This is a genomic window from Nonomuraea sp. KM88, from assembly GCF_052245635.1.
Taxonomy (GTDB): Bacteria; Actinomycetota; Actinomycetes; order Streptosporangiales; family Streptosporangiaceae; genus Nonomuraea.
Window position 1 is genome coordinate 98,451 of sequence record NZ_JBQQCC010000012.1, and the last position, 24,596, is coordinate 123,046.

The 24,596-nt window shown below is 69.5% G+C and carries 25 protein-coding genes and 1 tRNA gene; 10 read left to right on the plus strand and 16 right to left on the minus strand.

Annotation, left to right across the window (positions count from 1 at the left end):
• Positions 1 to 53: 53 nt before the first annotated feature.
• On the minus strand, positions 54 to 2,858 hold the full coding sequence (locus tag ACTWPV_RS31440) for an ATP-binding protein (RefSeq protein WP_443154562.1): 2,805 nt from the start codon (positions 2,856 to 2,858) through the stop codon (positions 54 to 56).
• Between the two features lie 133 nt (positions 2,859 to 2,991).
• Between ACTWPV_RS31440 and ACTWPV_RS31445 the strand changes: the two genes are divergently transcribed.
• The 3 genes from ACTWPV_RS31445 (at position 2,992) to ACTWPV_RS31455 (ending at position 4,386) form a co-directional block, all read left to right on the plus strand.
• On the plus strand, positions 2,992 to 3,465 hold the full coding sequence (locus ACTWPV_RS31445; protein WP_347649171.1) for an SAM-dependent methyltransferase: 474 nt from the start codon (positions 2,992 to 2,994) through the stop codon (positions 3,463 to 3,465).
• A gap of 74 nt (positions 3,466 to 3,539) precedes the next feature.
• Positions 3,540 to 3,665 (plus strand): hypothetical protein, encoded by a 126-nt coding sequence (locus tag ACTWPV_RS31450; protein ID WP_443154718.1) that lies wholly within the window; start codon positions 3,540 to 3,542, stop codon positions 3,663 to 3,665.
• A gap of 133 nt (positions 3,666 to 3,798) precedes the next feature.
• Positions 3,799 to 4,386, plus strand: a complete 588-nt coding sequence (locus ACTWPV_RS31455; RefSeq protein WP_443154563.1) for a pyridoxamine 5'-phosphate oxidase family protein — start codon at positions 3,799 to 3,801, stop codon at positions 4,384 to 4,386.
• A gap of 3 nt (positions 4,387 to 4,389) precedes the next feature.
• On the opposite strand, the gene ACTWPV_RS31460 is transcribed toward ACTWPV_RS31455, so the two are convergent.
• Together ACTWPV_RS31460 and ACTWPV_RS31465 are read right to left on the minus strand one after the other, a co-directional pair.
• Positions 4,390 to 5,367 carry a proline dehydrogenase family protein gene (locus ACTWPV_RS31460; RefSeq protein WP_443154564.1) on the minus strand — a complete coding sequence of 326 codons (978 nt, stop codon included), beginning with the start codon at positions 5,365 to 5,367 and terminating at the stop codon, positions 4,390 to 4,392.
• Between the two features lie 85 nt (positions 5,368 to 5,452).
• Positions 5,453 to 6,631: a cytochrome P450 gene (locus ACTWPV_RS31465; RefSeq protein ID WP_443154565.1), complete on the minus strand. Its 1,179-nt coding sequence runs from the start codon at positions 6,629 to 6,631 to the stop codon at positions 5,453 to 5,455.
• Positions 6,632 to 6,676: 45 nt separating this feature from the next.
• Between ACTWPV_RS31465 and ACTWPV_RS31470 the strand changes: the two genes are divergently transcribed.
• Positions 6,677 to 7,195 carry a GbsR/MarR family transcriptional regulator gene (locus ACTWPV_RS31470; protein ID WP_443154566.1) on the plus strand — a complete coding sequence of 173 codons (519 nt, stop codon included), beginning with the start codon at positions 6,677 to 6,679 and terminating at the stop codon, positions 7,193 to 7,195.
• On the opposite strand, the gene ACTWPV_RS31475 is transcribed toward ACTWPV_RS31470, so the two are convergent.
• From ACTWPV_RS31475 to ACTWPV_RS31485, 3 genes are all read right to left on the minus strand, one after another.
• Complete coding sequence (locus tag ACTWPV_RS31475; protein WP_443154567.1) at positions 7,124 to 8,713, minus strand: ABC transporter permease; 1,590 nt, start codon at positions 8,711 to 8,713, stop codon at positions 7,124 to 7,126. The two genes, ACTWPV_RS31470 and ACTWPV_RS31475, sit on opposite strands and share 72 nt — an antisense overlap.
• Positions 8,710 to 9,630: an ABC transporter ATP-binding protein gene (locus ACTWPV_RS31480; RefSeq protein ID WP_443154568.1), complete on the minus strand. Its 921-nt coding sequence runs from the start codon at positions 9,628 to 9,630 to the stop codon at positions 8,710 to 8,712. The genes ACTWPV_RS31475 and ACTWPV_RS31480 overlap by 4 nt, the downstream gene beginning before the upstream one ends.
• A 126-nt stretch (positions 9,631 to 9,756) precedes the next feature.
• Positions 9,757 to 10,203 carry an SgcJ/EcaC family oxidoreductase gene (locus ACTWPV_RS31485; RefSeq protein WP_347649291.1) on the minus strand — a complete coding sequence of 149 codons (447 nt, stop codon included), beginning with the start codon at positions 10,201 to 10,203 and terminating at the stop codon, positions 9,757 to 9,759.
• 298 nt (positions 10,204 to 10,501) lie between these two features.
• Here ACTWPV_RS31485 and ACTWPV_RS31490 point away from each other — a divergent pair, with 298 nt between their 5' ends.
• Entirely contained in the window at positions 10,502 to 10,882 is a 381-nt protein-coding gene (locus ACTWPV_RS31490; RefSeq protein ID WP_443154719.1) for a hypothetical protein, read from the plus strand.
• Between the two features lie 24 nt (positions 10,883 to 10,906).
• Here ACTWPV_RS31490 and ACTWPV_RS31495 read toward each other — a convergent pair whose 3' ends face one another.
• Together ACTWPV_RS31495 and ACTWPV_RS31500 are read right to left on the minus strand one after the other, a co-directional pair.
• Positions 10,907 to 11,374 carry a hypothetical protein gene (locus ACTWPV_RS31495; RefSeq protein WP_347649164.1) on the minus strand — a complete coding sequence of 156 codons (468 nt, stop codon included), beginning with the start codon at positions 11,372 to 11,374 and terminating at the stop codon, positions 10,907 to 10,909.
• Between the two features lie 73 nt (positions 11,375 to 11,447).
• Positions 11,448 to 12,896: a purine-cytosine permease family protein gene (locus ACTWPV_RS31500; RefSeq protein ID WP_443154569.1), complete on the minus strand. Its 1,449-nt coding sequence runs from the start codon at positions 12,894 to 12,896 to the stop codon at positions 11,448 to 11,450.
• 93 nt (positions 12,897 to 12,989) lie between these two features.
• On the opposite strand from ACTWPV_RS31500, the gene ACTWPV_RS31505 reads away from it, so the two are divergent.
• Positions 12,990 to 14,390: an MFS transporter gene (locus ACTWPV_RS31505; protein ID WP_347649162.1), complete on the plus strand. Its 1,401-nt coding sequence runs from the start codon at positions 12,990 to 12,992 to the stop codon at positions 14,388 to 14,390.
• 10 nt (positions 14,391 to 14,400) lie between these two features.
• On the opposite strand, the gene ACTWPV_RS31510 is transcribed toward ACTWPV_RS31505, so the two are convergent.
• A complete protein-coding gene (locus tag ACTWPV_RS31510; RefSeq protein ID WP_443154570.1) occupies positions 14,401 to 15,381 on the minus strand; it encodes an NAD-dependent epimerase/dehydratase family protein in 981 nt (326 codons plus the stop codon).
• Between the two features lie 209 nt (positions 15,382 to 15,590).
• Here ACTWPV_RS31510 and ACTWPV_RS31515 point away from each other — a divergent pair, with 209 nt between their 5' ends.
• Entirely contained in the window at positions 15,591 to 16,955 is a 1,365-nt protein-coding gene (locus ACTWPV_RS31515; RefSeq protein ID WP_443154571.1) for a sensor histidine kinase, read from the plus strand.
• A gap of 18 nt (positions 16,956 to 16,973) precedes the next feature.
• Complete coding sequence (locus ACTWPV_RS31520; protein ID WP_443154572.1) at positions 16,974 to 17,279, plus strand: pyrophosphatase; 306 nt, start codon at positions 16,974 to 16,976, stop codon at positions 17,277 to 17,279.
• A gap of 303 nt (positions 17,280 to 17,582) precedes the next feature.
• Here ACTWPV_RS31520 and ACTWPV_RS31525 read toward each other — a convergent pair whose 3' ends face one another.
• Positions 17,583 to 19,370 (minus strand): bifunctional metallophosphatase/5'-nucleotidase, encoded by a 1,788-nt coding sequence (locus ACTWPV_RS31525; RefSeq protein WP_443154573.1) that lies wholly within the window; start codon positions 19,368 to 19,370, stop codon positions 17,583 to 17,585.
• Positions 19,371 to 19,478: 108 nt separating this feature from the next.
• Here ACTWPV_RS31525 and mshD point away from each other — a divergent pair, with 108 nt between their 5' ends.
• The gene (gene mshD, locus ACTWPV_RS31530) at positions 19,479 to 20,405 is read left to right on the plus strand and encodes a mycothiol synthase (RefSeq protein WP_443154574.1); all 927 of its coding nucleotides are present in this window, start codon (positions 19,479 to 19,481) and stop codon (positions 20,403 to 20,405) included.
• A 6-nt stretch (positions 20,406 to 20,411) separates the two neighbouring features.
• Here the strand turns inward: mshD and ACTWPV_RS31535 are convergent, their stop codons facing one another.
• The 3 genes from ACTWPV_RS31535 to dcd all read right to left on the minus strand — a co-directional run bounded on the left by ACTWPV_RS31535 (position 20,412) and on the right by dcd (position 22,866).
• Entirely contained in the window at positions 20,412 to 21,416 is a 1,005-nt protein-coding gene (locus ACTWPV_RS31535) for an inorganic phosphate transporter (protein ID WP_443154575.1), read from the minus strand.
• A 5-nt stretch (positions 21,417 to 21,421) separates the two neighbouring features.
• Positions 21,422 to 22,039, minus strand: coding sequence for a DUF47 domain-containing protein (locus tag ACTWPV_RS31540; RefSeq protein WP_106243913.1), 618 nt, complete (start codon positions 22,037 to 22,039; stop codon positions 21,422 to 21,424).
• A gap of 251 nt (positions 22,040 to 22,290) precedes the next feature.
• The gene (gene dcd, locus ACTWPV_RS31545; RefSeq protein ID WP_347649155.1) at positions 22,291 to 22,866 is read right to left on the minus strand and encodes a dCTP deaminase; all 576 of its coding nucleotides are present in this window, start codon (positions 22,864 to 22,866) and stop codon (positions 22,291 to 22,293) included.
• A 99-nt stretch (positions 22,867 to 22,965) separates the two neighbouring features.
• Here dcd and ACTWPV_RS31550 point away from each other — a divergent pair.
• Positions 22,966 to 23,036, plus strand: a tRNA-Gly gene (locus ACTWPV_RS31550).
• Positions 23,037 to 23,159: 123 nt separating this feature from the next.
• On the opposite strand, the gene ACTWPV_RS31555 is transcribed toward ACTWPV_RS31550, so the two are convergent.
• The 3 genes from ACTWPV_RS31555 to ACTWPV_RS31565 all read right to left on the minus strand — a co-directional run bounded on the left by ACTWPV_RS31555 (position 23,160) and on the right by ACTWPV_RS31565 (position 24,524).
• A complete protein-coding gene (locus ACTWPV_RS31555; RefSeq protein ID WP_443154576.1) occupies positions 23,160 to 23,573 on the minus strand; it encodes a DNA-binding protein in 414 nt (137 codons plus the stop codon).
• Complete coding sequence (locus ACTWPV_RS31560; protein WP_443154577.1) at positions 23,570 to 23,830, minus strand: CopG family transcriptional regulator; 261 nt, start codon at positions 23,828 to 23,830, stop codon at positions 23,570 to 23,572. Before ACTWPV_RS31560 ends, ACTWPV_RS31555 begins: the two co-directional genes overlap by 4 nt.
• A 178-nt stretch (positions 23,831 to 24,008) precedes the next feature.
• Entirely contained in the window at positions 24,009 to 24,524 is a 516-nt protein-coding gene (locus tag ACTWPV_RS31565; protein WP_443154578.1) for a hypothetical protein, read from the minus strand.
• Positions 24,525 to 24,596: the final 72 nt, after the last annotated feature.

Sequence of the window (24,596 nt, forward strand, 5' to 3'; positions counted from 1 at the left end):
ACGCCTCCCATGAGGTGCGCACTCCTCTGGCCGGGTTTCGGCGTTTCCCCTTGCTACGCGTCGTGCCGAATCCGGTCACCGGTAGGACCGAAGTCGATACCCGCCAGTTCGGCCCGCGACGAGACGCCCAGCTTGGGATAGGCCTTGTAAAGGTGGAAGCCCACGGTTCTGGGGCTGAGGAAGAGCTGGGCGCCGATCTGCCGGTTCGTGGCCCCGGTGGCGGCGAGCCGCACCACCTGCAGTTCTTGAGGGGTCAGGGTGTCGAGCGGCGCGGTGTCGGCGCGGGGGTTCGGCGCGATGGTGGGGACGCCGGTCGCGGCCAGTTCCATGCGGGCTCGCTCGGCCCAGGGCGCGGCTCCCATCGTGGTGAAGTCAGTCAAGGCGGCGCTGAGTTGCGCGCCGGCGTCGGCGCGGCGCCGTGCCCGCCGCAGCCATTCGCCGTACATGAGCTGAGTCCTGGCTCGTTCGAAAGGACGTCCGCCCCGGGCGTGCAGGGCGAGCGCCGAGCCGAAGTGCGCCTCGGCTTCGTCGCGAGGGGCGAGCAGGGCGTGGCAACGGTGGGCGACGGCCGCCGCCCACGGCCGGCCGCTGGCCGCTGCCCAGGCGTCGAACCGGGCGAATGCCGAGGTCGCCCGGTGGGGCTCGTTCAGGCGGGCACACGCCTCGACGTGGTCGGCGATGGCGAAGGTGACGATCACAGTGTGGCCGAGCGGCCCGTCAAGCACCCGTGCCATCCGCTCGGCCACCGCGTCGTAGCGCGTTCGTACGAGGTCGAGCAGGGTGAGCGCGCATCCGCCCCACCCGGAGCCGTTGCGCTCCTGGGCGGTGCCCTCAGCCTGGCGGGCGAGGCGGAGGCATTCCTCGTCCTCGCCTCGGATGGCGGCCAGGCGCGCCAGGATGCCGTGAAGGTGCACCAGCCGTCCCGCCTGTCCGGTGTCGTGCGCGATCCGCCAGGCTTCGGCACCGGATTCGGCGGCCTCGGCGTGCCTGCCGCACAGGATCTGCGCCTGTGTGAGGAGTTGCAGCGCGTGTGGCAGGGCTCCGATGAGCCCTTGATGGCGGCAGGCTTCCACCCGGGCGGCGGCCAGTTCCCTGGCCGCGTCGTCGTCACCGGTCATCAGGGCGCTGAAGACGGCGTACGCCCCGGCGGCAGGGTCGGTGGCGATGCCCCAGGCCGTCGAGGTGTCCGGGTCGGTCTCGGTGGCGTCGGCCGCGGGAATGGCGAAACGCAGAAGCGGCAGGCCCGCCGCCGGGTCACCGGCGGACACCCGCTCCATGCCGCGTACGGCCGCGACCACGGGGGTCAGACGGGCCTCGACGCCGGAGCCGAGAGACTCCAGGAGATCGGCGGCCTGCCCGAGTGCGGTGTGGTCCCCGGCGAACCAGGCCTCGCCGGCGGCCGTGGCGAGCAGCGACGCGGCTTCGGCGGGCGCGGCCTGCACGACGCCCGCGCCGGCGACGGTGATCAGCATGTGGGCGGCCTGTGCCGGGTCGCCCTGCTCGGTCTCGACCGCGGCCCGTACGGTGGTCAGCCGGGCCAGCAGCACGGGGTCCGTGGTCAGGCGTCGGCCCCTGTCGGCAGCGGCACGGGCACGGGGGAGCTGACCGGCGCCGAGTGCTGCCTGTGCGGCCGCCGCCAGCCAGCGGGCGCGCCTGTCCCGGTCGACGGTGAGTTGCGCCGCCCGCTCGTAGGCGGTGGCGGCCGACGTGTTGCCGCCGAGCCCGCGGGCACGCTCGCCGGCGGCCGCGAGGATGGTCGAGATTTCCTCGTCGGGCTCGAGGGCGGCGGCTGAGAGATGCCAAGCCCTGCGGTCGGCGTGCTCGTCGTCGACGAGGAGGTCGGCCAGCACGCGGTGGGCGGCCACGCGGCGGGCGAGAGGCGCCTCGTGGTAGGCGGCGGACTTGATCAGCGGATGCCGGAAGCGCAGCCGGCCGTCGGAGACCTCCACCAGGGCGGCCTGCTCGCAAGGTTCCAGGTCTTCCGGCGTGGCACCGAGTGCCTGTGCCCCCTTCAGGACGAGCGGCAGACTCCCCGATCCGTCGGCGGCGGCGACGAGGAGCAGCAACCGGGCGCGTTCGGGCAGGCGCCGGATCGCGGCGCGCAGTGACTGCTGCAACCGCCCGGCGAGGGAAGGCCCCGGCGGCTGCAGGGGAAGCGGCGGAAGGCGTCCGGCCCGTTGCTCGGGGGTCAGGCTCCCGGCGAACTGCAGGAGCGCCAGCGGGTTGCCCTCGGCCTCCTCGATGACGCGATCGCGCGCCTCGGGCGTGAGATCGTCCGCGCGCTCGGCCAGCAGCCGCGCGCAGTCATCCTTGGCAAGAGCAGTGAGCCGCAACTCGTGGACGCCGGGCAAGGTCGGATCCGTGTCGTCACGGCCGGCGAAGATCATGGAGATGCGTTCGGCCGCCAGCCTGCGCGCGGCGAACAACAACGCGTCCACCGACGCGCGGTCCAGCCACTGCACGTCGTCGACGAGACACAGCAGCGGACGCTGCTCGGAAAGGTCGGCCAGCAAGGTCAGCACCGCGAGCCCGACGAGGAAACGGTCCGGAGTGTCCCTCTCATCCTCTCCGAACGCGCCGCGCAGCGCCGCCCGTTGTGCGGCGGGAAGCTGGTCCACGAGGTGACGAGCCGGTCGCAGCAGCAAGTGCAGGGCGGCGAAGGGCAGCTCGGACTCGGCCTCGACGCCGGTCGCCCGCAGCACCAGCACGTTGTCGGGTGCCGTGCTCGCGAGGTGCGCCAGCAGGGCCGACTTGCCGATCCCGGCCTCGCCGTACACGGCGACGGCGTTGCCCTGCCCGGCGCGGGACTCGGCGATCAGGCCTCCGAGGAGGGCAATCTCCGCGTTCCGCCCGATCACGGTATCCGACCTTACCTAACCGGCCGGCGGCCCCCGCGGGCCGGTCGGGTAGACACCGGTCACCGTGACTGATCCAGCCGTGGCCGCCGGGCCGTACGGTCGGGTGCGACTGCCCCGATGACTGGAGGAAACCTTGAACGACGCGACGGCCATCGTCGTGGAGCCGGTGGGAACGGTCGTCGGCGGGCGCGCAGAGGCGTTCGACGATGACTGGAACACCGAGCAGGCGCTGATCCGCCTCGACGGGACGAGTTTCGGGCCGGACTCCCTCGCAGGACTGGAGACGTTCTCACACCTGGAGGTGGTGTACCAGTTCCATCTCGTGCCTCCCTCCTCCGTGCACACCGCCGCCCGCCGCCCTCGCGGAAACCCCGACTGGCCGGAGGTCGGCATCTTCGCCCAGCGGGGCAAGAACCGCCCGAACCGGCTGGGCGTCTCCCGTTGCCGGCTGCTCGCCGTGGACGGCCTCGACATCCACGTACGCGGTCTGGACGCCATCGACGGCACGCCGGTGCTGGACATCAAGCCCTACATGACCGAGTTCGGCCCGCAGGGCGAGATCGTTCAGCCGCAGTGGTCGATCGAGCTGATGCGGGCCTATTACTAAGGAGGCAAAGGTATGCACGGTGATTGTCGTAGGAGCGGGGCCCACCGGGCTCCTGCTCGCCGGGGACCTCGCTCATCCGCCCGGACGGCTACGTCGGCTGGGCCGGTGCGGAAGCCGCCGAACTGCGCGAGGCCCTGCCCCGGCTGGCAGGCACTCCGAGCCTCCACCGTTTCGAGGCCATCGAACGGAACGCCTTGTGACAGCGGCGGGGCAAGGCTCGGGTCGCGCTGACCGGCGCGCTCGGCACGGGTACGAGGACTACATAATCCGGAGCTCTTGGGAGGATGCGTCATGGTCGCTGAGGGGATAGAGGAGATCACATCAGAGGAGGAGATGGACGAACTTCTCGGGACGCCGTCGAAGCGCGTTGCGACGAAGGTGCGCTCTCGCCTGCACGAGCACGACAAGCAGTGGCTCGCGGTTTCCCCCTTCTGCCTGGTGTCCACCTCTGCCGCCGACGGCTCCTGCGACGCATCGCCCAAAGGCGACCCGGCGGGGTTCACTCTGGTCCTCGACGACACGACCATCGTGATCCCGGAACGTCCCGGTAACCGGCGCGCCGACGGTTTCCGCAACGTGCTGAGCAATCCCCAGGTAGGCCTGCTCTACGTGATCCCCGGCCGCGGTGACACGTTGCGCATCAACGGCCGCGCCCGGATCCTGCGCGAGGCCCCGTTCTTCGACCGGATGATCGTCAAGGGCTACCGTCCTCGGCTCGCCCTCCTCGTTGAGATCGAGGAGGTCTTCTACCACTGCTCCAAATCCTTCCTTCGCTCCTCCCTCTGGAAGCCCGAGACGTGGACTCCCGACGCGGCCCCCTCCAGGGCCCGTATCGCCAAATCCCTGGAACGTCCCGACGAGGAGCTGGAAGACCTGGAGGTCTACTACGGCCCGCAGTACGGCCGGCGCTTGTACGGCTAACCGTCACTCCACTCCTGTCATCGGATCGGATGCGGGATGACCGCCGTGCCGGGTGGCGTCCACCAGAGCCTGGAACAGGCGGAGCGGGTCCTCGGCGACGCGGTTGCAGACGTACAGCCACCACTGGGTGCCGAACACGATGTACTCCCTGACCGGATGCCCGCGATCCCGCATCGTCGGCAGCTGATCGACGCCGAGTCCGAGCAGCATCTCGACCTCGTAAGCGCCGGAGTCCCGCCGCATATGCGGCTGCAGCTCATCGAGAAGGTCCAGGTCGTGGGTGGCGATCGAGCAGAGGTGGCCGCTGTCCAGCAGGAGGGTCGCGTACGCGAGGAAGGCCGCCCGCAGCTCGTGGCTGCCACGGGGGTGGGCGATGGACTCGCTTTCAAGGAAGGAGCCCTTCGCCAGACGGATGCGGCCGGGCAGCCGCAGCAGGCGGGTCAGGTCATCGGCCGTCCGGTGCAGACGGGCCTGGATGGTGACACCGACGTGGTCGAAACGCTCGCAGAGACGTTCGTGGGTCCACAGGATGAGATCCGTACGAGCGGAGCCCTCCGCCGAAATCATCATCTCCTGGCCCGCGGCGGCCGTGGCCTCGGCTAGCCGGGTGGCGTTGGCGAGCCCCAGCTCCCGGTCCACCACCGAGCCGATATGGGAGAGATCGAGGGACACCGAGCAATTCGTCCCGCGGGCTGCGGCCTGCCGTGACAGGTCGAGGAATATCTCGGTTTCGGCCGTGGCCAGGCCGGCGTCCCGGCAGCTCTCCCCCATGTAGTCAAGGGTGGCGGACCTGCCCTCCGCGTTCACCAGGGCGGCCCGGGCGAGCGCCTCGGCAACGGTCTGGCCACCGACGTAGCGTTCGGCCACCCGCCAGGCCAGCTTGCGTAGTGCGGGATCTGTGGCGACGTGGTCCTTGAGGACCTCGTCAAGGGCCAGTGCTCGCATCGCCTCGGCAGCCTGCTCCATTACGGTCATCATCATCCTTTCACCCGAGAGCCGGAACTCTATCGCCAATGAAGATTTTTTTAGAAGGTACTATCTCTCCGGTGAAGGCGGTAGTGGCTTCCTAGAAGGCGACCGGCAGGCGGTGCACACCGTAGATCGCCATGTCCGTACGGATCGGGATCTCCTCGTCGGGAGCGGCCAGCCGGAGGTCGGGGAACCTGCGGAACAGGGCCGGGTAGGCGACTCTCATCTCGATCCTTGCCAGCTGCTGGCCAAGGCACTGATGGACGCCGTGGCCGAAGCCGAGGTGCCCGGCGGCGTCCCTGGCCAGGTCGAACGTGTCCGGATCCGGGAATTTCGCGCGGTCGCGATTGACCGCGGGGATCGAGACGACCAAGGTCTGACCTGCGCGGATCAGCGTGCCGTCCAGCCAGACGTCTTCCAGAGCGGCGCGCTGCGCGCCGAACTGGATGATGGACAGATACCGCAACAGCTCCTCGACCGCGTTGTCGATCAGCGTCGGGGCGGCGCGCAGGGCAGCCAACTGCTCCGGATGGCGCAGCAGCGTCCAGGAGCCGAGCGCGAGCATGTTCGCCGTCGTCTCGTGCCCCGCCACCAGCAGCAGCATCCCGATCGCCCGCAGCTCCTCGTCGGTCAGTTCGCCGCCCGCGATGAGGCCGCTGAGGAGGTCGTCGCCCGGCTCCGCGCGCTTGGCGGCGACGAGCCGTACGAAGAACTCGTGCAGCTTGGTGAGCGCGGCGATGACATCGTGCTTGTCCGCGTCGAGCTTCAGCACGGTGGCGGTGGTGCGTTGGAACTCCTCCCTTTCCCGGTACGGCACGCCGAGCAGCTCGCAGATGACCATGGACGGGATCGGTAGTGCGAAGTCCTGGACCAGGTCGGCGGGGGAGCCGGCCCGTGCCATCGTGTCCAGATGCTCTTCGGTGATCTGCTGGACCCGGGGGATCAGCCGGTTGATCCGCCGCACGGTGAACTGGCCGGTCAGCAGCCGCCGGTAGCGGGTGTGCTCCGGAGGATCCATCCGGATGAACCAGCCGGGTACGGCGGGTGCGAACGACTCCTGACCGAGCGGATGGGGATACGGCATATGACGCAGTTCCTGCCGGGCGCTGAAGCGCGCGTCACTCAGCACAGCCCGAGCCGTCGCCATGCGGGTCACCACCCAGCCGACGTGGCCGTCGGGGAAGGCCAGCGGGTGCAGTGGGCCGTCGGCGGCCAGCCGCCTGAGCGCGGCGGGCGGGTCGAAGGGATGGTCTCGGACGGTCGGCAGCAGATCCATTCGGCGCTCCTTCATGCATTTCGTGAACTGTGTAAAATCACTCGGATGACACTCGACGACCAGGAGTTCCTGGAGCGGTTCGCGATGATCATGTCCGAGTCTGGCTATCCCCGGATGGCGGCCAGGGTCTTCGCCGCGCTGCTCGTCTCCGACGACGGCCGGCTCACCGCCGCCGAGCTGGCCGACCGGCTCCAGGTGGGGCCGTCGGCGATCTCCGGCGCGGTGAAATACCTGATGAACGTCGGAATGGTCGCCCGCGAGCGTGATCCGGGCGAGCGGCGTGACCGTTACCGGGTCGATCAGGTGGCGTGGTTCACGGCGGCTCTGGCTAGCGACCACGTCTACCGCCGTTTCGAGGAGGGCGCCCTGGAGGGCCTTGCGGTGTTCGGCCGGGACACGCCGGTAGGGGCGCGACTGGAGGAGACCCGGCGGTTCTTCGCCTTCCTTCGCAGGGAGGTGCCCATGCTGATGCACAAGTGGCTGGAGCAGGAGTCAGGCGATGTCGCGCCGGTGCAGGCCCGCCAGCCCGACGGCGCCCAGGGCAGCGGCGACCGCGCTCAATAGCACCAGGGGTGCCACTGTCACCTGCCCGAGCACGACCCAGGGCACGTGCACGAACGGGATGACGACCAGCACAGACTCGTCGACCTGCCCCAGCATGCCGAATACGTCGAGCAGGATGAACACCGCCCAGATCCCCCACGCGGCCATCGACAGGCGCGGCAGCAGGCCGGCCAGGAGGACCGCGATCCCGGTCATCGCCCACACAGCGGGCAGATAGGCCAGCGCGGCTCCCAGCACCAGGGGCAGCTTGCCCAGGTCGCCGCTGCTCGCGCCGTATGCGAGCCCGGCGCCCGCGCCGAGCGCGATGAGCGCCGCGGCTTGCCCGGTCACCGCCATGACCAGATGGCCGAGCGCCCACCGGACGCGGCTCGTCGGGGTCGCCAGCAGCAGGTCGGCGCGTCCCTCCGTCTCCTCCGTCCGCAGCCGCAGCGCGGACAGGATGCCGTAGGCGGCGATGATCCAGGCGAGCATGGACAGCAGGTAGTTGACGAAGAAGTCGACCGGCTCGGCATCGCCGGCGCCCACCCTGGCGATCATCTCCATGATCTGCGGAGCCTTGATCTGCTCCTCGATCTCGCCAGAGACGGCGCCGCCCAGGGCAAGGCCGCCCACCGCGAAACCGGCGGTCCAGCCCAGGAACTGGCCGCGGTGCAGCCGCCAGGCCAGGGCGAGGGCGCTGCGCAGGCCGGGCGCCGCCGCGGACGGCCCGAGCCGCGCGGGCAACGACCCGGCGGCCAGGTCACGGCGGGCCGACAGGCGGTAGGCGATGCCTGCCAGCAGCACGACCAGGGCCAGCAGCAGCAGGAGAACCCACCAGCGTTCGTCGGCGAACGCTCGTGTCCGAGCCGTCCAGCCCAGTGGTGACATCCACGACAACCAGGCCGCACCGCCTACGTCGCCGACCGCGCGGATCAGGAAGAAGGCGATGAACACGGCGACGCCCATCCCCCTGGCCGCCACCGCGCTCTGCGTCACTTGCGCGGTGACGGCGCCGACCGCGGCGAACGTCCAGCCGGCGGCGGCCAGTGACAGGGCCAGAGCGCACGACCCGGAGGCGGGCAGCCCTGCGCCAATGAGAGCCCCTGCCATGAGGACGGCGATCACCAGGTTGGCGGCGAGCACCACGGCCAGCACCGCGGTCAGCGGCGCGTGCCTGCCCACCGCCCCCGCGCCGACGAGCTCACGGCGGCCCGATTCCTCCTCGACCCTGCTGTGCCGGATCACCAGAAGCATGCTGACCAGCCCGAGCAGCATGGCGCCCGCACTGGACACGGTGTACGCGGTCAGCCCGCCCACGCTCGCCTCGAACACGGGGCCGCGGGTGGCCACCTGCGAGAGGTTGGCCGTCGCCGCGTCGGCCGCGCCGTGCAGATCCTCAGCGGTCGGATAAAGGGCGGCCGTGCTGGAGGCGATGCTCGCCGGGTAGACCGCGGCCAGCAGGCCCCAGACGGGTAGGAGCAGTCGGTCGCGGCGGACGATGAGCCGGGCGAGCGCGCCGGTCCCGGTCAAGACGCTCATCGGGCAGCCACCCTCCGGGGCTGCGCGCCGCTGCTCGCCGTCTTGTAGTGCCGTATGAACAGGTCCTCCAGCGTCGGCGGCGCCGCCGTGACGCCGCGCAGCCCCAGCGCGGCCAACCGGTCGAACAGCGCGTTGAGATGGCGGGGCTCGACCTGGCAGGTGATCTTCAGGCCGTCGATCCGCAGATCGTGTACGCCGGGCAGACCGGCCAGGTCGGCCGGCGAACTCGCCACCTCCGCGACCACGGACGTACGGCTCAGGTGGCGCAACTCCGCCAGCGTGCCCGACTCCACGATGCGCCCCGCCCTGATGATGCTCACCCGGTCGCAGAGCGCCTCCACCTCCGACAGGATGTGGCTGGACAGCAGCACGGTACGGCCGCGCGCCTTCTCCTCCGCCACGCTGTCCCTGAAGACCGCCTCCATCAGCGGGTCCAGGCCGGAGGTCGGCTCGTCGAGGATGAGCAGTTCCACGTCGGAGGCGAGCGCCGCGACCAGCGCCACCTTCTGCCGGTTGCCCTTGGAGTAGGTCCGGCCCTTCTTACGCAGGTCCAGCTCGAACCGGTCGACGAGGCTCGCCTTGCGCCGCTCGTCCACTCCTCCGCGCAGCCGGCTCAGCAGATCGATCACCTCGCCGCCGGTGAGGCTGGGCCACAGGGTGACGTCGCCCGGCACGTAGGCCAGCCGGCGGTGCAGCTCGGTGGCGTCGGCCCAGGGATCGCCGCCAAGCAGGCGAGCCTCGCCCGCGTCGGCGCGCATCAGGCCGAGCAGGATCCGGATGCAGGTGGATTTGCCTGCTCCGTTGGGGCCCAGGAAGCCATGGACCTCGCCGCTTCGGACGTCCAGTTCGAGACCGTCCAGCGCACGTGTCCGGCCGAACGTTTTGACGAGGCCGGACACGGAAATCGCGTCTGTCATGGCTCGAAGCTACACTATCTTCACAAATTTTGTGAAACATGTGAAAGATTGCAAATCCCAAGATCAAGACCACACGGGCTGCGCACATGCTTCGAAGTCAGGTTGCCAGGGCCCGCCGAGAGCCACTCACTCCGGCTGCGGGACCAGGGTGTTGTGCCGGGCCACCGCCCACCAACGGCCGTTCTCTTTGACAAGCACGTAGAGGGCGACCATGACATGCTCGCGGTCGATGAGCTCACCCTTGTCGTTTGCTGCGCGAGCTCCCTTGTGGGCAATGGCGACATCCGGACGAAGGAACACGACGTCGAGCACGTCGTATCGCACGTACTCATCCTTCAGGAACCCGGCGAGTCCGGCCCGGCTCGCCTCGAGCACCACGTCGCGACCGTGAGCCAGCATGCCGACGGCGTTGCCCATGATGGCATTGCTTGCCAGATCTGACACCATGAGCTCGGCGTCGTTGGTGTTGTAGGCAGTTTCGACATTCTTGATGATCTGCGCGATGGCCTCGCGGTCGGCGCTGTGATCGACGCTGGAGTCCTCGATAACCGGTGCTTGGACGTTTGTGTGCATGCGGAACACTTAAGCACCTCAACCAAACTTGGGGTCAACGCCAGCAGTATGTGTTGATAATCACGTCGTTTGGCCTGCCAGTAGTCGTCGACCTGGCGCTCCAAGCCGACAAACCCCGTTGACGTAGCAGCAGGGCGGCCATGCTTCTCGCAAGGCGGCGGCCCGCCTCGGCTTTCTGGAGGCACAGCGTGCAACAGGGAGGGGCGCAGCCGCGGCGTTCGGCCTTCCGCCTTCCCGTCAGGACGCTGATCGCCGTTCTCGCATGGCCTGGCCGATCGAGGCCACCACGGTCGCCGACATCTGCGCGGCGGCCGAGATCTCCCCCGCGACGTTCTTCACCTACTTCCCCGCCAAAGAAGACCGGGTCTTCGCTGACCAGCCGGATCAGGTGGAGACGGTCAACGAGCTACTGGCCGGGCGGCGGCCCGGCGAATCCATGCGCGAGGTGCGCACGCGCGTCTCGACATCCAGGCCCAGTGGGCAGAGGCCCTCGCGGTGGCCTTTCCCGACGAGCTCGACGACACTGAGGCGCACGCGATCACCGGCTCACGGGCGCGGTGATCGCTGCCGCCATGGCCAACCTCCGCCGCGGCGACGCCGCGCTGCCTATGCCGGAGGTCGTCACCCGCGCCGCCACCACCGCCATGGACGCGATCCTCTGACACGCGAGCCCTGCTGATTTTGCTGGTGAATAGCAGCCGTGCTAGGTGCGCGCCGCCTCCGCGTGCAGCGCCTCGCAGGCCAGCCCGAGCAACGTCACCAGCACCGCCGCGAACACCGGTCCCAGCGTCAGCGGCGCCGTCAGCTCGCCCGCGTGCCAGGCCGCCGCCGCGACCGCCGCCGACGTCAGCACCGTCACCCCGAACATGGCCGCCCACAGCGGCAACATCCGCAGGTAGGCGAAGAGCAGCCCGAACACCGGCCACACGAACGGGGACGCCGCCACGGCCAGCGCGGCCCAGCCGCCCGTCACCAGGCCCAGCCAGACGAGCGCCGGGATGGGCCGGCGTTCGATCACCGGGCCGGTGGAGTGGACGAGGCCGAGCAGCACACCTCCGGCGGCCACGGCCACGAGGCCGTCGCGCAGCACGGTGACGATGGCGATGAGCAGCAGCCCGCACGCCGTGACGTGCGTCGCCCACTGCAGCAGCCGCAACGGAAGGTTGCCCATGTCCACTCAGCGTAACGCCGGGTGCGCGCCGGGTCAGCGCGTCCCGCGGCCGCCACGCCGGGTGAACGCCAGGTCAGCGTGTTCCGCGGTCGCCACGCCGGGTGAACGCCGTCAGCAGGTAGTACAACGCGCCGGCCACCACGAGGGCGACCACCACGCCGATGTTCGCCGCCCCGAACGTGCCGGTCCGCAGTGCGTCGCTCATCAGGAAGCCGACGAGCGCGGCGATGTTCTCGTCGGCCGAGGTGATGAGGCCGAGCCCGACGATCGACGCCACGACCAGCGACGCCAGGCCCGGCCAGTGCAGCGCCGGCGCCCCTGGGCGCAGCAGCCGCTCCCGGTCGGCCCGGTCGGCGGGTTGGTGCCGCCCGCCGTACGAGCGGCCGCCCTCTCGCAGCCGCCACATGTCCACCAGGAAGACCGCGGCCCAGGCCGCCATCACCACGCCGATGATCGCCAGGAACGCCTGGAAGGTGGCGAGGAAGCTGGTGGAGACGAACAGCAGGTAGTAACCGCCCAGCACCATGAGCAGCCCGTCGATCAGCACCGCGTAGTGCCGCCTGATCGGTACGCCGAGCGCCAGCATCGACAACCCCGACGAGTAGATGTCCATGATCGCCCCGGCCAGGAAGCCGCCGATGGCGGTCAGCAGGTACGCCAGCAGGAACCAGGTCGGCAGCGCCCCGGCCAGCGCCGCCACCGGGTCGCCGCCGGCGGCCTCGGCCAGCGTCGGGTCGCCGCCCGCCAGCAGCACGCCGAACACGAGCAGCACCATGGGCGGCAGCGCGCCGCCGAGCATCGTCCACAGGGCCACCGAGCGCGGGCGGGATCGCGACGGCAGGTAGCGGGAGTAGTCGGCGCCGCAGTTGACCCAGCCGAGGCCGAGCAGGGTCATGGCGAAGATGATCCCGCCGACCCAGCCGCCGGGGCCGGCCGTGGTCTCCAGCGACACGCCGAGTCGCGGAGCCATGAGGATCATGTAGACGACGGTCAGCACGACGAACGCGTACGTCAGGTAGCGCTGCACCACCATGATCATCGCGTGGCCGTACACGCCGACCGCGATCACCACCACGGCCGCGACGGTGAAGCACGCGGCGGTGGCCGTCGTGGGAGCGAGGCCGGGCGCGAGCCGGCCCAGGATGGCCGCGCCGCTCTGCGCGGCCAGCGTGACGAGCACGATCTCCCAGCCCACGTTCGACAGGTACGACAACGCCGCGGGCAGCTTGTTGCCCTGGTAGCCGAACGGCGCCCGGCCCAGGGTCATGGTCGGCACGCCCGACCTGGCGCCGGCGATCGCGACCAGGCCGACCAGCAGGAACGACAGCGCGTACCCGATGGCTCCGGTGATGATCGCGGGCACCACGCCGAGGCCCAGGCCGACGATGTAGACACCGAACGCGACGCCGAACAGCGACAGGTTCGATCCCGCCCACGGCCAGAAGAGATCTCTCGGCCGCCCGTGCCGCTCGGACTCGGGTACCGCGTTGATGCCGTTCTGCTCCACGGCCATCGTGTCCATGATCGGACGTTACTCGCCTTATGCGAAGAAACGAACCCTTACCTCTGGTATGGGGGCACGTTTCCGCCGCTGATCTGCGGTGAGACTCCCGTGATGAGGCCATTGGGGGGTGACACGCGCAAGCAGGCGCTGGCCATCTGCCTGGTCGCGGCGTTCATGAGCGGGCTGGACGTGAGCATCGTCAACGTCGCCGTCCCGTCGATCCGCGAAGCGCTGGACGCCTCGGAGGACGGGCTGCAGTGGACGGTGTCGGGGTACGCGCTCGCGTTCGGGCTGCTGCTGGTCCCCGCCGGGCGGCTGGGGGACGCCAGGAGCCGGCGCACGATCTTCATGACGGGCGTGGCGCTCTTCACCGCCTCCAGCGCGGCGTGCGGGCTCGCCGCGGACATGAACGTGCTGATCGCGGCCAGGTTCGTGCAAGGGCTGGCGGCCGGCACGCTCAACCCGCAGGTGTCGGGGCTGATCCAGCAGATGTTCCGCGGGGCCGAGCGGGGGCGCGCGTTCGGGGCGCTCGGCGCCACCATCGGCGTGTCCACGGCCGCGGGGCCGCTGATCGGCGGCCTGCTCGTCGGCCTGGCCGGAGCCGACCAAGGGTGGCGGTGGGTGTTCCTGGTGAACGTGCCGATCGGGATCGCGCTGCTGCCGCTGGCCTGGCGGGCGCTGCCGGCCCGGCCGGGGACCGGGCGGCGCGAGAGCATGGACCCGGTCGGCGTGCTGCTGCTCGGCATGGGCGTGGTGGGGCTGCTGCTGCCGTTCATCCAGCGGCACCAGTGGGAGGGCAACACGAAATGGCTGCTCATCCCGGTCGCGCTGGTGGTGCTGGCCGCCTTCGTGCTCTGGGAGCGGCGCTACCCGCGCGAGCCGCTGGTGAACCTGGCGCTGTTCGGCAAACGTTCGTACAGCCTGGGGACGGCCATCGCGCTGTTCTACTTCGCCGGCTTCACGGGGATCTTCTTCATCTTCACCCTCTACCTGCAGGTCGGGCTGCACTACAGCGCGCTGATGGCCGGGCTGGCGATCACGCCCTTCGCGCTCGGCTCGGCGTCGGCCTCGGTGGTCGGCGGGCGGCTCGTGTCGCGCGCCGGCCGGCGCGTGGTGGCGGTGGGCCTGACGATGGTGATCGCCGGGCTCTGCGCGACGATGCTGGCGACCGTGCTGGTGCCCGGGCGAGCGGTGGGCCTGGCGACGGTGCTGCCGCTGTTGCTGGCGGGCATGGGCAGCGGTCTGGTGATCTCGCCCAACCAGGCGATCACGCTGTCGGAGGTGCCGCCAGAAGGCGGGGGGAGCGCGGCGGGCGTGCTGCAGACGGGGCAGCGGCTGGGGTCGGCGATCGGGATCGCCGTGGCGGGCTCCACGTTCTTCGGCGCGCTGGGCCAGGGCTGGGCGACCGCCTTCCGCCATGGCCTGATGGCGGTGCTGATGTCGGTCGTGATCGCCCTGGTGGCCGCCGCGTACGACCTCGTCCGCACCCGCGGGGAAGCCCGCCGCCCGTGACCTCGGCGGCTCATCCGGCCAGGACGCGCGCCTCCGTCTCGGGGTCGAGGCCGACGGCGGGGCGGTCGGGCCGCATGGGCGCCACGCCGCCGATGCTCCGCAGCCAGGCCCACGTGTCGGCGACCGTCTCCTCGACCGGGCGCACCCGCAGCCCCGCCGCCACCGCCCTGGACACGTCGGCCCCGTGCATGAAGTCGTGGAGCTCGCCCGTCAGCCAGATCGGCAGGTCGGTCCACGGCTCGATGCCCGCTCCGAGGACGCGCGCCTCCGGCGTCCAGCGCAGCTCGGCGTCGGACTCGGTCACCGTCACGCACGTTTCGAGCAGTTCCCGCATCGTCGTGAACCCCGGCGGGCTCACCACGTTGTACGCCCCGCCCAGCCCCTGCTCGGCCGCGCGCAGGCACCACACGGCGAGGTCGCGGGCGTCGATGTACTGGACCCCGAGGTCGCGGGGCTCCGGAGCGAGCACCGGCCCCCCGCGCGCGATCCTGGTGAGCCACCACGGCAACCGCCCGATGTTCTCGTGGGGGCCCAGGATGAGCCCTGCCCTGGCCAGCAGCGCCCGGTCGCCGAAGGCGGCGACGGCGGCCAGCTCCGCCCCGGCCTTGTTCTTCGCGTAGTCGCCGTCTCCGTCGTCGGCCGACCCCGTCACGACCGGCGCGTTCTCGTCGGCGCCGAACGGCGCGGGGAAGGTGTGGACGGACCTGCTGGACACGTAGACGTAGTGGCCCGCCCGGCCGGCCAGGAGGGAGGCGGAGTCTCTCACCGCTGACGGCGCCCACGACCACGTGTCGATCACGGTGTCCCACTCGCCGTGCGCCAGCGCCGCGAGGCCGTCAGGAGCCGACCGGTCGCCGCGCAGCGCGGTCACGCCCGGCACGGGGTCATGGGTGCCCCGGTTGAACGTCGTGACCTCCCACCCCAGGGCCCGCGCCTCCTCGACGACGGCCCGCCCGACGAACTCCGTGCCGCCCAGTACGAGAAGTCTCATGGAGCTCACCCTGGCCGCCGGAGTCCGCGGGCGACAGGGGGTCATGCTCTCGGCGGAATCGCCGTGAGCGTATCCGCTGCACCGTGCGTAATCGGATCACTGTTCGCCCGATGTGTGGGCAGGGTATAGCAGCAGATCAGGGTCCTTAATGGTGTGATTGCCTCATAAGGGCAAATGTCACCTATAGTGACATAGGAGTTCATGCGCTAGTGATACGTCTTTTTCCCCGCTCGATCCGGGCGCGCCTGACCGCGATAGCGACCGCGATAGCGGCGCTGGTCCTCTTCGCCACGTCCACCTTCATGCTCGTCACCGTCCCCGACAGCCTGCGCGACGTCGTCCGGGACAGGGTCGAGGTGTCCGTACGCAGGATCGCGAGCGACGCCAGAGCCGGAGATCTGTCCACGGCCATCGAGGCCCCGGCGCGCGTGCACTTCCTGGAGGTGGTCACCCCGCGAGGCGACGTGCTCGCCGCCACCACCGGCCGCCACGTCGACCGGAAGCTCAGGGAGTTCCGGCCCTCCGAGCTCGACAAGCTCTACATCTCGGAGACGTGGGCGCGGCAGGAGCAGAACGGCGACGAGACCCACTTCCTGGTGATGTGCATGACGGTGTCGACCCCGGACGGCCCTGTCACCGTGTACGGCGCGTCGTCGCTGGCCGACGTCGACCGCGCCATCACCTGGTTCGAGGCCCAGACCTTCGTCGTCACCCCGCTGATCCTGGCGAGCGTCGCGGGCATCACGTGGCTCGTGGTCGGGTTCGCGCTGCGCCCGGTCGAGCGCATCCGCGCCAAGCTGGCCGAGATCACCGGCCACGACCTCAGCAGGCGCGTCCCCGTGCCCGACACCGGAGACGAGATCACCGACCTGGCCACCACCACGAACGACACCCTCGACCGCCTCGAACGCTCCGCCGAGACCCAGCGGCGCTTCGTCGCCGACGCCTCGCACGAGCTGCGCAGCCCCATCGCGGGCCTGCGCACCCAGCTCGAGGTGGCCAACGCGATCCCGGACGAGACCGACTGGCCCGCCACGGGAGCGGTGGCGCTGACGGCCGTCGAACGGCTCACCGGCATCATCGACGAGCTCCTGATGCTGGCCAGGCTCGACGCGGGCACGGTCGCGCCCCGCCGCGTGGTGGACGTGTGCCACCTGTGCGTCGATCAGGTACGCCGCCGCAGGGACTCCAGGGTGGTCATCGTCCCCGACCTCTGCGCGTCGGCCCCCGTGTACGGCTCGCCCGTGCAGATCGACCGGCTCCTGACGAACCTGCTGGACAACGCCACCCGGCACGCCGACACCAGGATCGACCTGGAGGTGGCGGTGACGGACGGCCAGGTGGTGGTGACGGTGACCGACGACGGCGAGGGCATCGCCCCCGAGGACAGGGAACGGGTCTTCGAGCGGTTCACCAGGCTGGACAGCGCCAAGGCGAAGGACCAGAGCGGAAGCGGCCTCGGCCTGCCCCTGTCCAGGGAGATCGCCCTGTCCCACGGCGGCACGCTCACCATCGCCGACCATTCGCCCGGCGCCCGCTTCGTGCTCGTCCTCCCCCTCTACAAGGGCTCCTAGCGCTCTACACTCGCGGCCATGGATCTACGCCGGCTCTCCGACGAGGTCGAGTCCGTCTCCCAGCGTTATGCGGACAAGCTGGGCATCGAACGGGACGACGTCTGGTTCCTGCTCAAGCTGCAGGAGGAGGTCGGCGAGCTGACCCAGGCGTTCCTGATGCGCTCCGGCCGGGCCAGGACCAAGGGGCGCACGGAGGACGAACTCGACGCGGGCTACCGGGCCGAGCTGGCCGACGTGCTCTGCCACGTGGTGCTGCTGGCCCGCCACCACGGGGTGGACCTGCAGGTGGAGATCGACCGGAAGTGGCTCGTGCACAACCGCTGACAGACACGAGTCCGGCCCGCCGGCCGAAGCCTTCGCCGTCCTGTCTGACCTCGGCGGCTCCGTGCCCCTGGTGTTGTGGCAGACCGGGCCGGGCCGCGCGAGGAGTGTCGCCGGGGAAGAGGTCGGGCCGCGGCGGGCCGGCGGGGCGCCGTCGCGGTGGCCGGCCACGTGCGGGTCAGATCGCGTCTCCCTGGAGGCCCCCGGCTGTGTGCGGCGGGTGGGTGACGTCGGCGCTGCCGTAAAGGGTGGGGTTGTGGACGGAGGCCCGCCCCCCGAGGGCCTCGAACGGACAGGAGAGAACGGTCAGCCGGCCACGGTGATGCGGCCGGTCGCGGGCGGCGCGATCGGGTTGTCCTTGCCGAGGTGGTCGACGAAGGCGTCGATGTCCAGCGGCCCGCTCCACAGGTCGGTGCCGTCCCTGAAGGCGAGGAACGCGTCGCCGCCTCCCACCAGGAAGTTGTTGGCCGCCACCCGGATGGTCTGCGCGTCGGTCACCGGGGTCCCGTCGATCTTCATCTCGGAGACCTTCGAGCCCCAGGGCGCGCTGTTGTCGTAGGTGTAGGTGAAGTTCGCCGAGGGCTGCAGGATCTTGGTGAACGCCTGGTTGTTGGGCCCGCCGGTGAACTGCTGCTCCAAAACCGTCTTGAGCTGGGCGCCGGTCAGCGTGACGACCTGCATGAGGTTGTTGAACGGCTGCACGGTGAAGGCCTCACCATACGTGACGACGCCGTCGCCTTCGCCGGCCGGTGACGACGCGTGCGACAGCGAGGCCCGCACCCCACCCGGGTTCATCAGCGCGATCTGCGCGTTGCCGCCGGTCCTGGTGGCGGCGAGCTGGGCGTCGGCGATGAGGTTGCCGAGGGGTGACTCGCCGGAAGGGCCGGCCGTGTTCGTGATGTCGGCGGTGATCGTGCCGACGGCCTTGTTGGCGACGGGGGCGACGCGGTCCTTCCACGTCTCCACGAACGCCGAAATTTCAGGATCTGCGGTGACTGTCCGGGTCACCACGTGGTTGTCCGCCACGATCGAGGCGCGGTCGATGTCCCGCGTCCTGGCGTTCACCTTGAGGTCCACCTGCGTGATGACCCGCCCGAACGAGCCGCCCTGCGAGAAGAGCCGGTCCTTGCCCGCCGGGTCCTTCACGGTGCACACGTACGCCTGGTGCGAGTGGCCGCTGAGCACCACGTCGATCTCCGGGTCCACCTGCGTCGCGATGCGGTTGCCCGCCCCCGGGACCGCGCTGCACGCGTCCGGCGACTGGCCCTGGGCCACCTGGTCGCCCTCGTGCACGAGCACGACCTGGGCCTTGACGCCCACGAGCTTGAGCAGCTTGGAGGCCACGTTCGCGGCCTTGACCTCGTCCGCGAACGTGAGGTTCTTGATCCCCTCGCTGGACACGATGCCCGGCGTCGTCTGCGTGACCAGGCCGATGAAGCCGATCGGCACGCCGTTCATCCACTTGACGCTCACCGGCGGCAGCGCGGGCACGCCCCAGCCGGACAGCGCCTGCCTGACCTTCGCCGCGTTCGCGCCGCCGAGCGCCACCAGCGCGTCGGTCTTCTCGTGGCGGTTCTTGAACAGGACGTTCGCACCCACGTAGTCGAACTTCGCGCCCTTCCACTCGCCCGCGGGCGAGCAGCCGTCCACCGGGTGGCAGCCACCCTTCATGATCCGCCGCAGCTCGGCGTAGCCCTCGTCGAACTCGTGGTTGCCGACCGCGGCGACCTTGAGCCCCAGCTTGCCCAGGAACTCGACGGACGGCTCGTCGTGGTAGGCGGCCGAGATCAGCGGTGTCGCCCCGATGAGGTCGCCCTGGGCCACCGCGATCGTGTTCTTGTCGGCCAGGGCCTTCATGTGGGTCGCGACGTAGGCCGCGCCGCCGGCGTCGACCGTGTTGCCGTGCTCGTCGACCATGCGGCCGGAGGAGCCGGTCGGCGGATCGAGGTTGCCGTGGAAGTCGTTGAGGGCGAGCAGCCGTACGGGGACCGTACGCGATGGTCTGCTCGCGTCCGCCGGAAGGGCGGCGAGCGTGACCGCTCCCGAGGCGACGGCTGCGGCCAGCGCCAGCCGGAGGAAGGAACGAGACGTCATGGCCCAAAACGTTACGACCGTTGTCCGTGCAGCCGATGTCGCAAAGGTAACGATTTGCCGGGTCGTCCCATGGCGTTATTTGCCAGTCATAGGCCTAGAGTGCGTTCTGTGAATGTGCACGTGGAAGTTCAGCAGGTGCTCGATGACCAGGAGATCGCTGACGTGCTCGGCCTGGTCCAGGCGGCGACGGAGACCGACGGCGTGCGGCCGCTCAACGAACACGTGATGCTCCACCTGCGTTACGGCGGCGACCCGCAGGCCCGCTCTCTCCTGCTCATGGAGGACGGCGCCCTGGCGGGCTACGCCCACGTCGACCCCACCGACGAGGTCGAGGGCCCCAGCGTGGAACTCGTCGTCCACCCCGCCCACCGCCGGCGCGGGAACGGCGCGCGGCTGCTGACGTCCGTGATGGAGCTGACAGGAGGCCGGCCGCGCCTGTGGGCCCACGGAGGGCATCCGGGGGCGGGGGCGCTGGCGGCCGCGTTCGGCTTCGAGCGGGTGCGCTCGCTCTGGCAGATGCGCCGCTCCCTGTTCGCCCCGCTGGATCCCCTCGCCCTGCCACCGGGCCTCACCCTGCGCACGTTCGTGCCCGGCCGGGACGAGGAGGCGTGGCTCAAGGTCAACGCCGCGGCCTTCGCCCACCACCCCGAGCAGGGCGCGTGGACGATGGACGATCTGCTGCGGCGCGAGCAGGAGCCCTGGTTCGACCCCGAGGGTTTCTTCCTGGCCTTCCACGGCGACCGGCTGGCCGGCTTCCACTGGACGAAGGTGCACGGCTCGTCCGAGCACGGCCACGAGCCCCTGGGCGAGGTGTACGTCGTCGGCGTCGACCCCGCGCAGCAGGGCACCGGCCTTGGCAAGGCCCTCACCCTGGCCGGCCTGCACCACCTCCGCGCGCGCGGCCTCGCCCAGGCGATGTTGTACGTGGACGAGGCCAACACGGCGGCGATCAGGTTGTACGAGTCCCTCGGCTTCAACCGTTGGGACGTGGACGTGATGTACGCGGCTCCCGAGGCCGGCGCGCCGGGTTCCTAGAGGCGCCTACTCCACGATCGCGTGAAGGACGAAGTAGGAGACGGACGCCACGAGGGCCGCCGCCGGAATGGTGAGGATCCACGCCGTCACGATGTTGCCCGCGACCCCCCACCGCACGGCGCTGAGCCGCTTGGTGGCACCCACTCCCATGATCGCTGACGTGATCGTGTGCGTGGTGGAGATGGGCGCCCCGAACCCGATGGCGGCCCCGTAGAGTACGGTCGCCGCCGCCGACTCCGCGGCGAAGCCCTGGGGCGGGTCGAGCGCGATGATGCGCCGGCCCAGCGTACGCATGATGCGCCAGCCGCCGGCGTACGTGCCCAGCGAGATCGCCCCCGCGGCGGCCAGGATGACCCACTGGGGGATCGGGTCGTCCTGCTCGGCGAAACCGCCGACCGTCAGGGCCAGGAAGATCACACCCATCGTCTTCTGCGCGTCCTGCAGCCCGTGCCCGAGCGCCATGGCGGCGGCCGAGACGGTCTGCGCGTAGCGGAAGCCGCGGTTGGTCTTGCCCGGCTGGCTGTTGCGGAAGATCCAATAAATTGCGATCATGATCGCGGCGGCGAGGCTGAAGCCGACCAGGGGCGAGAAGATCATCGGAATGACGACCTTCTCCAGGACGCCGTCCCAGTGCACCACGCTGGCCGAGGCCAGCGCCGAGCCCACCAGGCCGCCGATGAGCGCGTGACTGGAGGAAGAGGGCAGGCCGAAATACCAGGTGATCAGGTTCCAGACGATCGCGCCGATGAGCGCCGAGGCCACGATGACCAGACCGTGCGAACCGTCAGGCGCGTCGATGATGCCTTTGCCGACCGTCTGCGCGACCTGGGTGCCCAGGTGGGCGCCGATGAAGTTCATGGCCGCCGCCATGAACAGCGCGGCCCTGGGGGTGAGGGCCCGGGTCGAGACGGAGGTCGCGATGGCGTTCGCCGCGTCGTGGAACCCGTTGGTGTAGTCGAAGGCCAGTGCGATGACGACCACGGCGATGACGAGGCCGAGCGTGAGGTCCACCGAGCTTAGCTTTCCTTGACCGCGATCGACTCGACGGTGTTGGCCACGTGCTCGAAGGCGTCGGCGGCCTCTTCGAGAGCGTCGACGACCTCCTTCATCTTCATGACCGTGAGGGCGTCGTACTCGCCGCTGAACAACTTGGCCAGCAACCTCCGGTAGACCTGGTCACCCTGGTTCTCCAGGCGATTGACCTCGATCCAGTACTCGTTGAGGTTCTTCATCGAACGCAGCCGCGGCATGGCCTCCGCGGTCAGCTCCGCGGCCCGCTCCAGCACCTCGACCTGCCTGACGACGTCTTTGGGCAGGTGGTCGATCTGATACAGCACGATGAGGTCAGAGGCCGCCTCCATGGCGTCCATCACGTCATCGAGGTTGGAGGCGAGCCGGTAGATGTCCTCGCGGTCGAAGGGGGTGATGAAGCTCTCGTTGAGCCGGTTCATGATCGCGTGAGTGCGTTCATCGCCGGCGTGCTCGCAGGCACGCATCTTCTCGGCCAGGGCCTCCCTGTCCGATCCGTCGCTGATGATTTCTACCAGTAGCCGGGATGCGGTGACCAGATTGTTCGCCGAGTCGGCGAACAGGTCGTAGTAGCTGTCCTCACGTGGCGTGAGACGCAGGCGCACGTCGTTCTCCAGATGTGCGGGGATGGTCCGTGGAAGAGGGTACGGGTCGCCAGGCGAAATACGAACTTCATGTCCCCTTCGCCTAATGGCTACCCGGAGCAGGTTGTATGACACCGGAAACCCCGGTAGTTTGGGCGCTTTTTGCAGCTCCAGCTGACCTTAAACGGCCCGTCCGGATCACCTCGACCCGGGGTGCCCCCATCACGTGTACCGACATGTTCCCCGACTGTTCATCTGATGTTCACCTTTGATTAGATCTTGGTCCGATGGAAGTTGCGGAACGATCGTGACGGCGTCGGCCCCCGCTGCCCCTGATAGCGCGACCCGTACTTGTCGGACCCGTACGGATGCTCGGCAGGAGAGCTGAGCCTGAACACGCACAACTGCCCGATCTTCATCCCCGGCCACAACTTGATCGGCAATGTCGCCACGTTCGACAGCTCCAACGTCACGTGCCCGCTGAACCCCGGATCGATGAACCCCGCCGTCGAATGCGTCAGCAACCCCAGCCGGCCGAGCGAGCTCTTGCCCTCCAGCCGCGACGCCAGATCATCGGGCAGCGTGATCATCTCGTACGTGGACGCCAGCACGAACTCCCCAGGATGCAAGATGAACGGCTCGTCCCCGGCCGGCTCCACCATCCGCGTAAGATCCGGCTGCTCCACGGACGGGTCGATGTGAGGGTAACGATGGTTCTCGAACACCCGGAAGAACCGGTCAAGCCGCACATCGATGCTGGACGGCTGGATCATGTCCTGGTCGAAAGGATCGAGGACGAGCCGGCCGGCGTCGATCTCGGCGAGGATGTCACGGTCGGATAGCAGCACGCAGAGCAACCTACCGTCCGAGGTGAAAGTCTGGGGGGCGGGGATTGCTGATCCGGGGCAAGTTTCCGCTACAGTGGGGGACGCGACTTCGGGTCGCACGCGGGTGTAGTTCAATGGCAGAACATCAGCTTCCCAAGCTGACAGCGCGGGTTCGATTCCCGTCACCCGCTCTTGTGATGAAGCCCAGGTGGACCGATGGATTCGGTGCCTGGGCTCTGGTGTTTCCCAGGGCTGTTGATCTCCGCATGCCATCTGCGTCATGCACGCCGGAACCAGAAGGGCAGGGGCACGACTCAAACCTTGATGACAGTGACGTGTGCGCCGCACAGCGCGGCGAGGTCCTCGGGGTCGGAGGTGAGGATGGTGACGGGGCCTGGGGCGGCGAGGGCAGTGGCGCTGAGCACGGCGTCGATGGCGTACTTGTGCCCGTGCAGACCGGCGTTGGACAGGAGTGCGGCGGCGTGGCGGGCGATCGGTTCGGTGACCGGTTCGATGACGAGGCGGGACAGCGTCCATTCCAGGGCCGGCCGGTTGACGCGGGGGTGGACCGCCTCGACGAGGGTGGCGGTAGAGGTGATGACACGGAGGTCGTCGGCACGGGCAAGGGCGAGCCATGTGGTGACCGTACGGTCTCGGAGGACGGCCTTGGCCAGTCCCTCGCTGTCGAGGACGAGGGTGCCGCCGGGCACAGCGGGAGAACGGGTCACGCAGCCGACCCACCGTTGGCCCGTCCCTGCCGGGCTCGATGGAGTTGGTCGCGCAGCGCCTGAACCTCGTCGTCAGTGATGGGACCGTGCTCGGCCTCGGCGACCTGGATGAGTTCGCTGAGGTTGTCGCGCTCGATCTGGCGGGCGACGGCGGCGGCAACGTAGGCGGACAAGCCGGAAGGGCCACTCCGAGATCGGGCGGCCTCGGCGATGTCACGCGGCATGGTGATCGAATACTTACTAGTAGGCTCGCTCATGCTCTATATCCTACCTCTAATCCTCCTACGTCTAGGAGATGCGTTGTAAGCCCAGGTGAGTGTTTCGCCAGCTCAGATGCTGTGATTTGAAGGACTGCCCAAGCTGACGGCGCAAATCCGATTTCCGTCAGCCGTTCCCAACGCCAGTGGCGACAAGTCTGGCCAGTGGGTCAGGGCACTATGCGCCGAGCTTGTGGCGCGCGTACCGCTGATCAGGGCCTGTGAACTCCATGCCGTTCTCATCGAGAGCGTTGTAGATCGTCACTCGGCCGTCCGGGAGGAGAAATCCGACAGCCACCATCCCTTGCGCCATGTCCGCACCCATCCACGTCAGAAGCTCCACGGCCTGCAGCCTCTGTCCCTGCAATCTCGCCAGCTCGTCAGGCACGCCCTCTCGCCATGCCAGTCGGAATCCTGCTCCCGCCCAATCCAGCGGCTGAGCCGGATCGACCGTGTTCCACGAGATCGAGATCTCATCGAACTTCTGGTGGACGATCTCGACCTGCTCGCCCTCGAAGTCCAGCATGACCAGGCCATCGGAGAACCAGACATCCTCGTCGAGGTCCCACACCAGCAGCGCTCGGGTCAGCCTCCGCCCTTGCAGAACGGCGAGTCTCTCACCATGAGCGGTGGCGACCACCGAACGCCCTCTCAACCATGCGGGCCTGTATCCACTGATCCCGAACTCGAACATATGGCGATCATGGCAGGACGGTGCCCGCCGCCTTCCGTAAGGGCGACGCCAACAGTTGCGGTGATGGGTCCC

Bases quoted from the DNA above. Each gene is read 5' to 3' on its own strand.
- ACTWPV_RS31455 (WP_443154563.1), top strand. From the start codon at position 3,799: ATGGACGAACTTCTCGGGACGCCGTCGAAGCGCGTTGCGACGAAGGTG.
- ACTWPV_RS31460 (WP_443154564.1), bottom strand. From the start codon at position 5,367: ATGATGATGACCGTAATGGAGCAGGCTGCCGAGGCGATGCGAGCACTG.
- ACTWPV_RS31465 (WP_443154565.1), bottom strand. From the start codon at position 6,631: ATGGATCTGCTGCCGACCGTCCGAGACCATCCCTTCGACCCGCCCGCC.
- ACTWPV_RS31470 (WP_443154566.1), top strand. From the start codon at position 6,677: ATGACACTCGACGACCAGGAGTTCCTGGAGCGGTTCGCGATGATCATG.
- ACTWPV_RS31475 (WP_443154567.1), bottom strand. From the start codon at position 8,713: ATGAGCGTCTTGACCGGGACCGGCGCGCTCGCCCGGCTCATCGTCCGC.
- ACTWPV_RS31480 (WP_443154568.1), bottom strand. From the start codon at position 9,630: ATGACAGACGCGATTTCCGTGTCCGGCCTCGTCAAAACGTTCGGCCGG.
- ACTWPV_RS31485 (WP_347649291.1), bottom strand. From the start codon at position 10,203: ATGCACACAAACGTCCAAGCACCGGTTATCGAGGACTCCAGCGTCGAT.
- ACTWPV_RS31495 (WP_347649164.1), bottom strand. From the start codon at position 11,374: ATGGGCAACCTTCCGTTGCGGCTGCTGCAGTGGGCGACGCACGTCACG.
- ACTWPV_RS31500 (WP_443154569.1), bottom strand. From the start codon at position 12,896: ATGGACACGATGGCCGTGGAGCAGAACGGCATCAACGCGGTACCCGAG.
- ACTWPV_RS31505 (WP_347649162.1), top strand. From the start codon at position 12,990: ATGAGGCCATTGGGGGGTGACACGCGCAAGCAGGCGCTGGCCATCTGC.
- ACTWPV_RS31510 (WP_443154570.1), bottom strand. From the start codon at position 15,381: ATGAGACTTCTCGTACTGGGCGGCACGGAGTTCGTCGGGCGGGCCGTC.
- ACTWPV_RS31520 (WP_443154572.1), top strand. From the start codon at position 16,974: ATGGATCTACGCCGGCTCTCCGACGAGGTCGAGTCCGTCTCCCAGCGT.
- ACTWPV_RS31525 (WP_443154573.1), bottom strand. From the start codon at position 19,370: ATGACGTCTCGTTCCTTCCTCCGGCTGGCGCTGGCCGCAGCCGTCGCC.
- ACTWPV_RS31560 (WP_443154577.1), bottom strand. From the start codon at position 23,830: ATGAGCGAGCCTACTAGTAAGTATTCGATCACCATGCCGCGTGACATC.
- ACTWPV_RS31565 (WP_443154578.1), bottom strand. From the start codon at position 24,524: ATGTTCGAGTTCGGGATCAGTGGATACAGGCCCGCATGGTTGAGAGGG.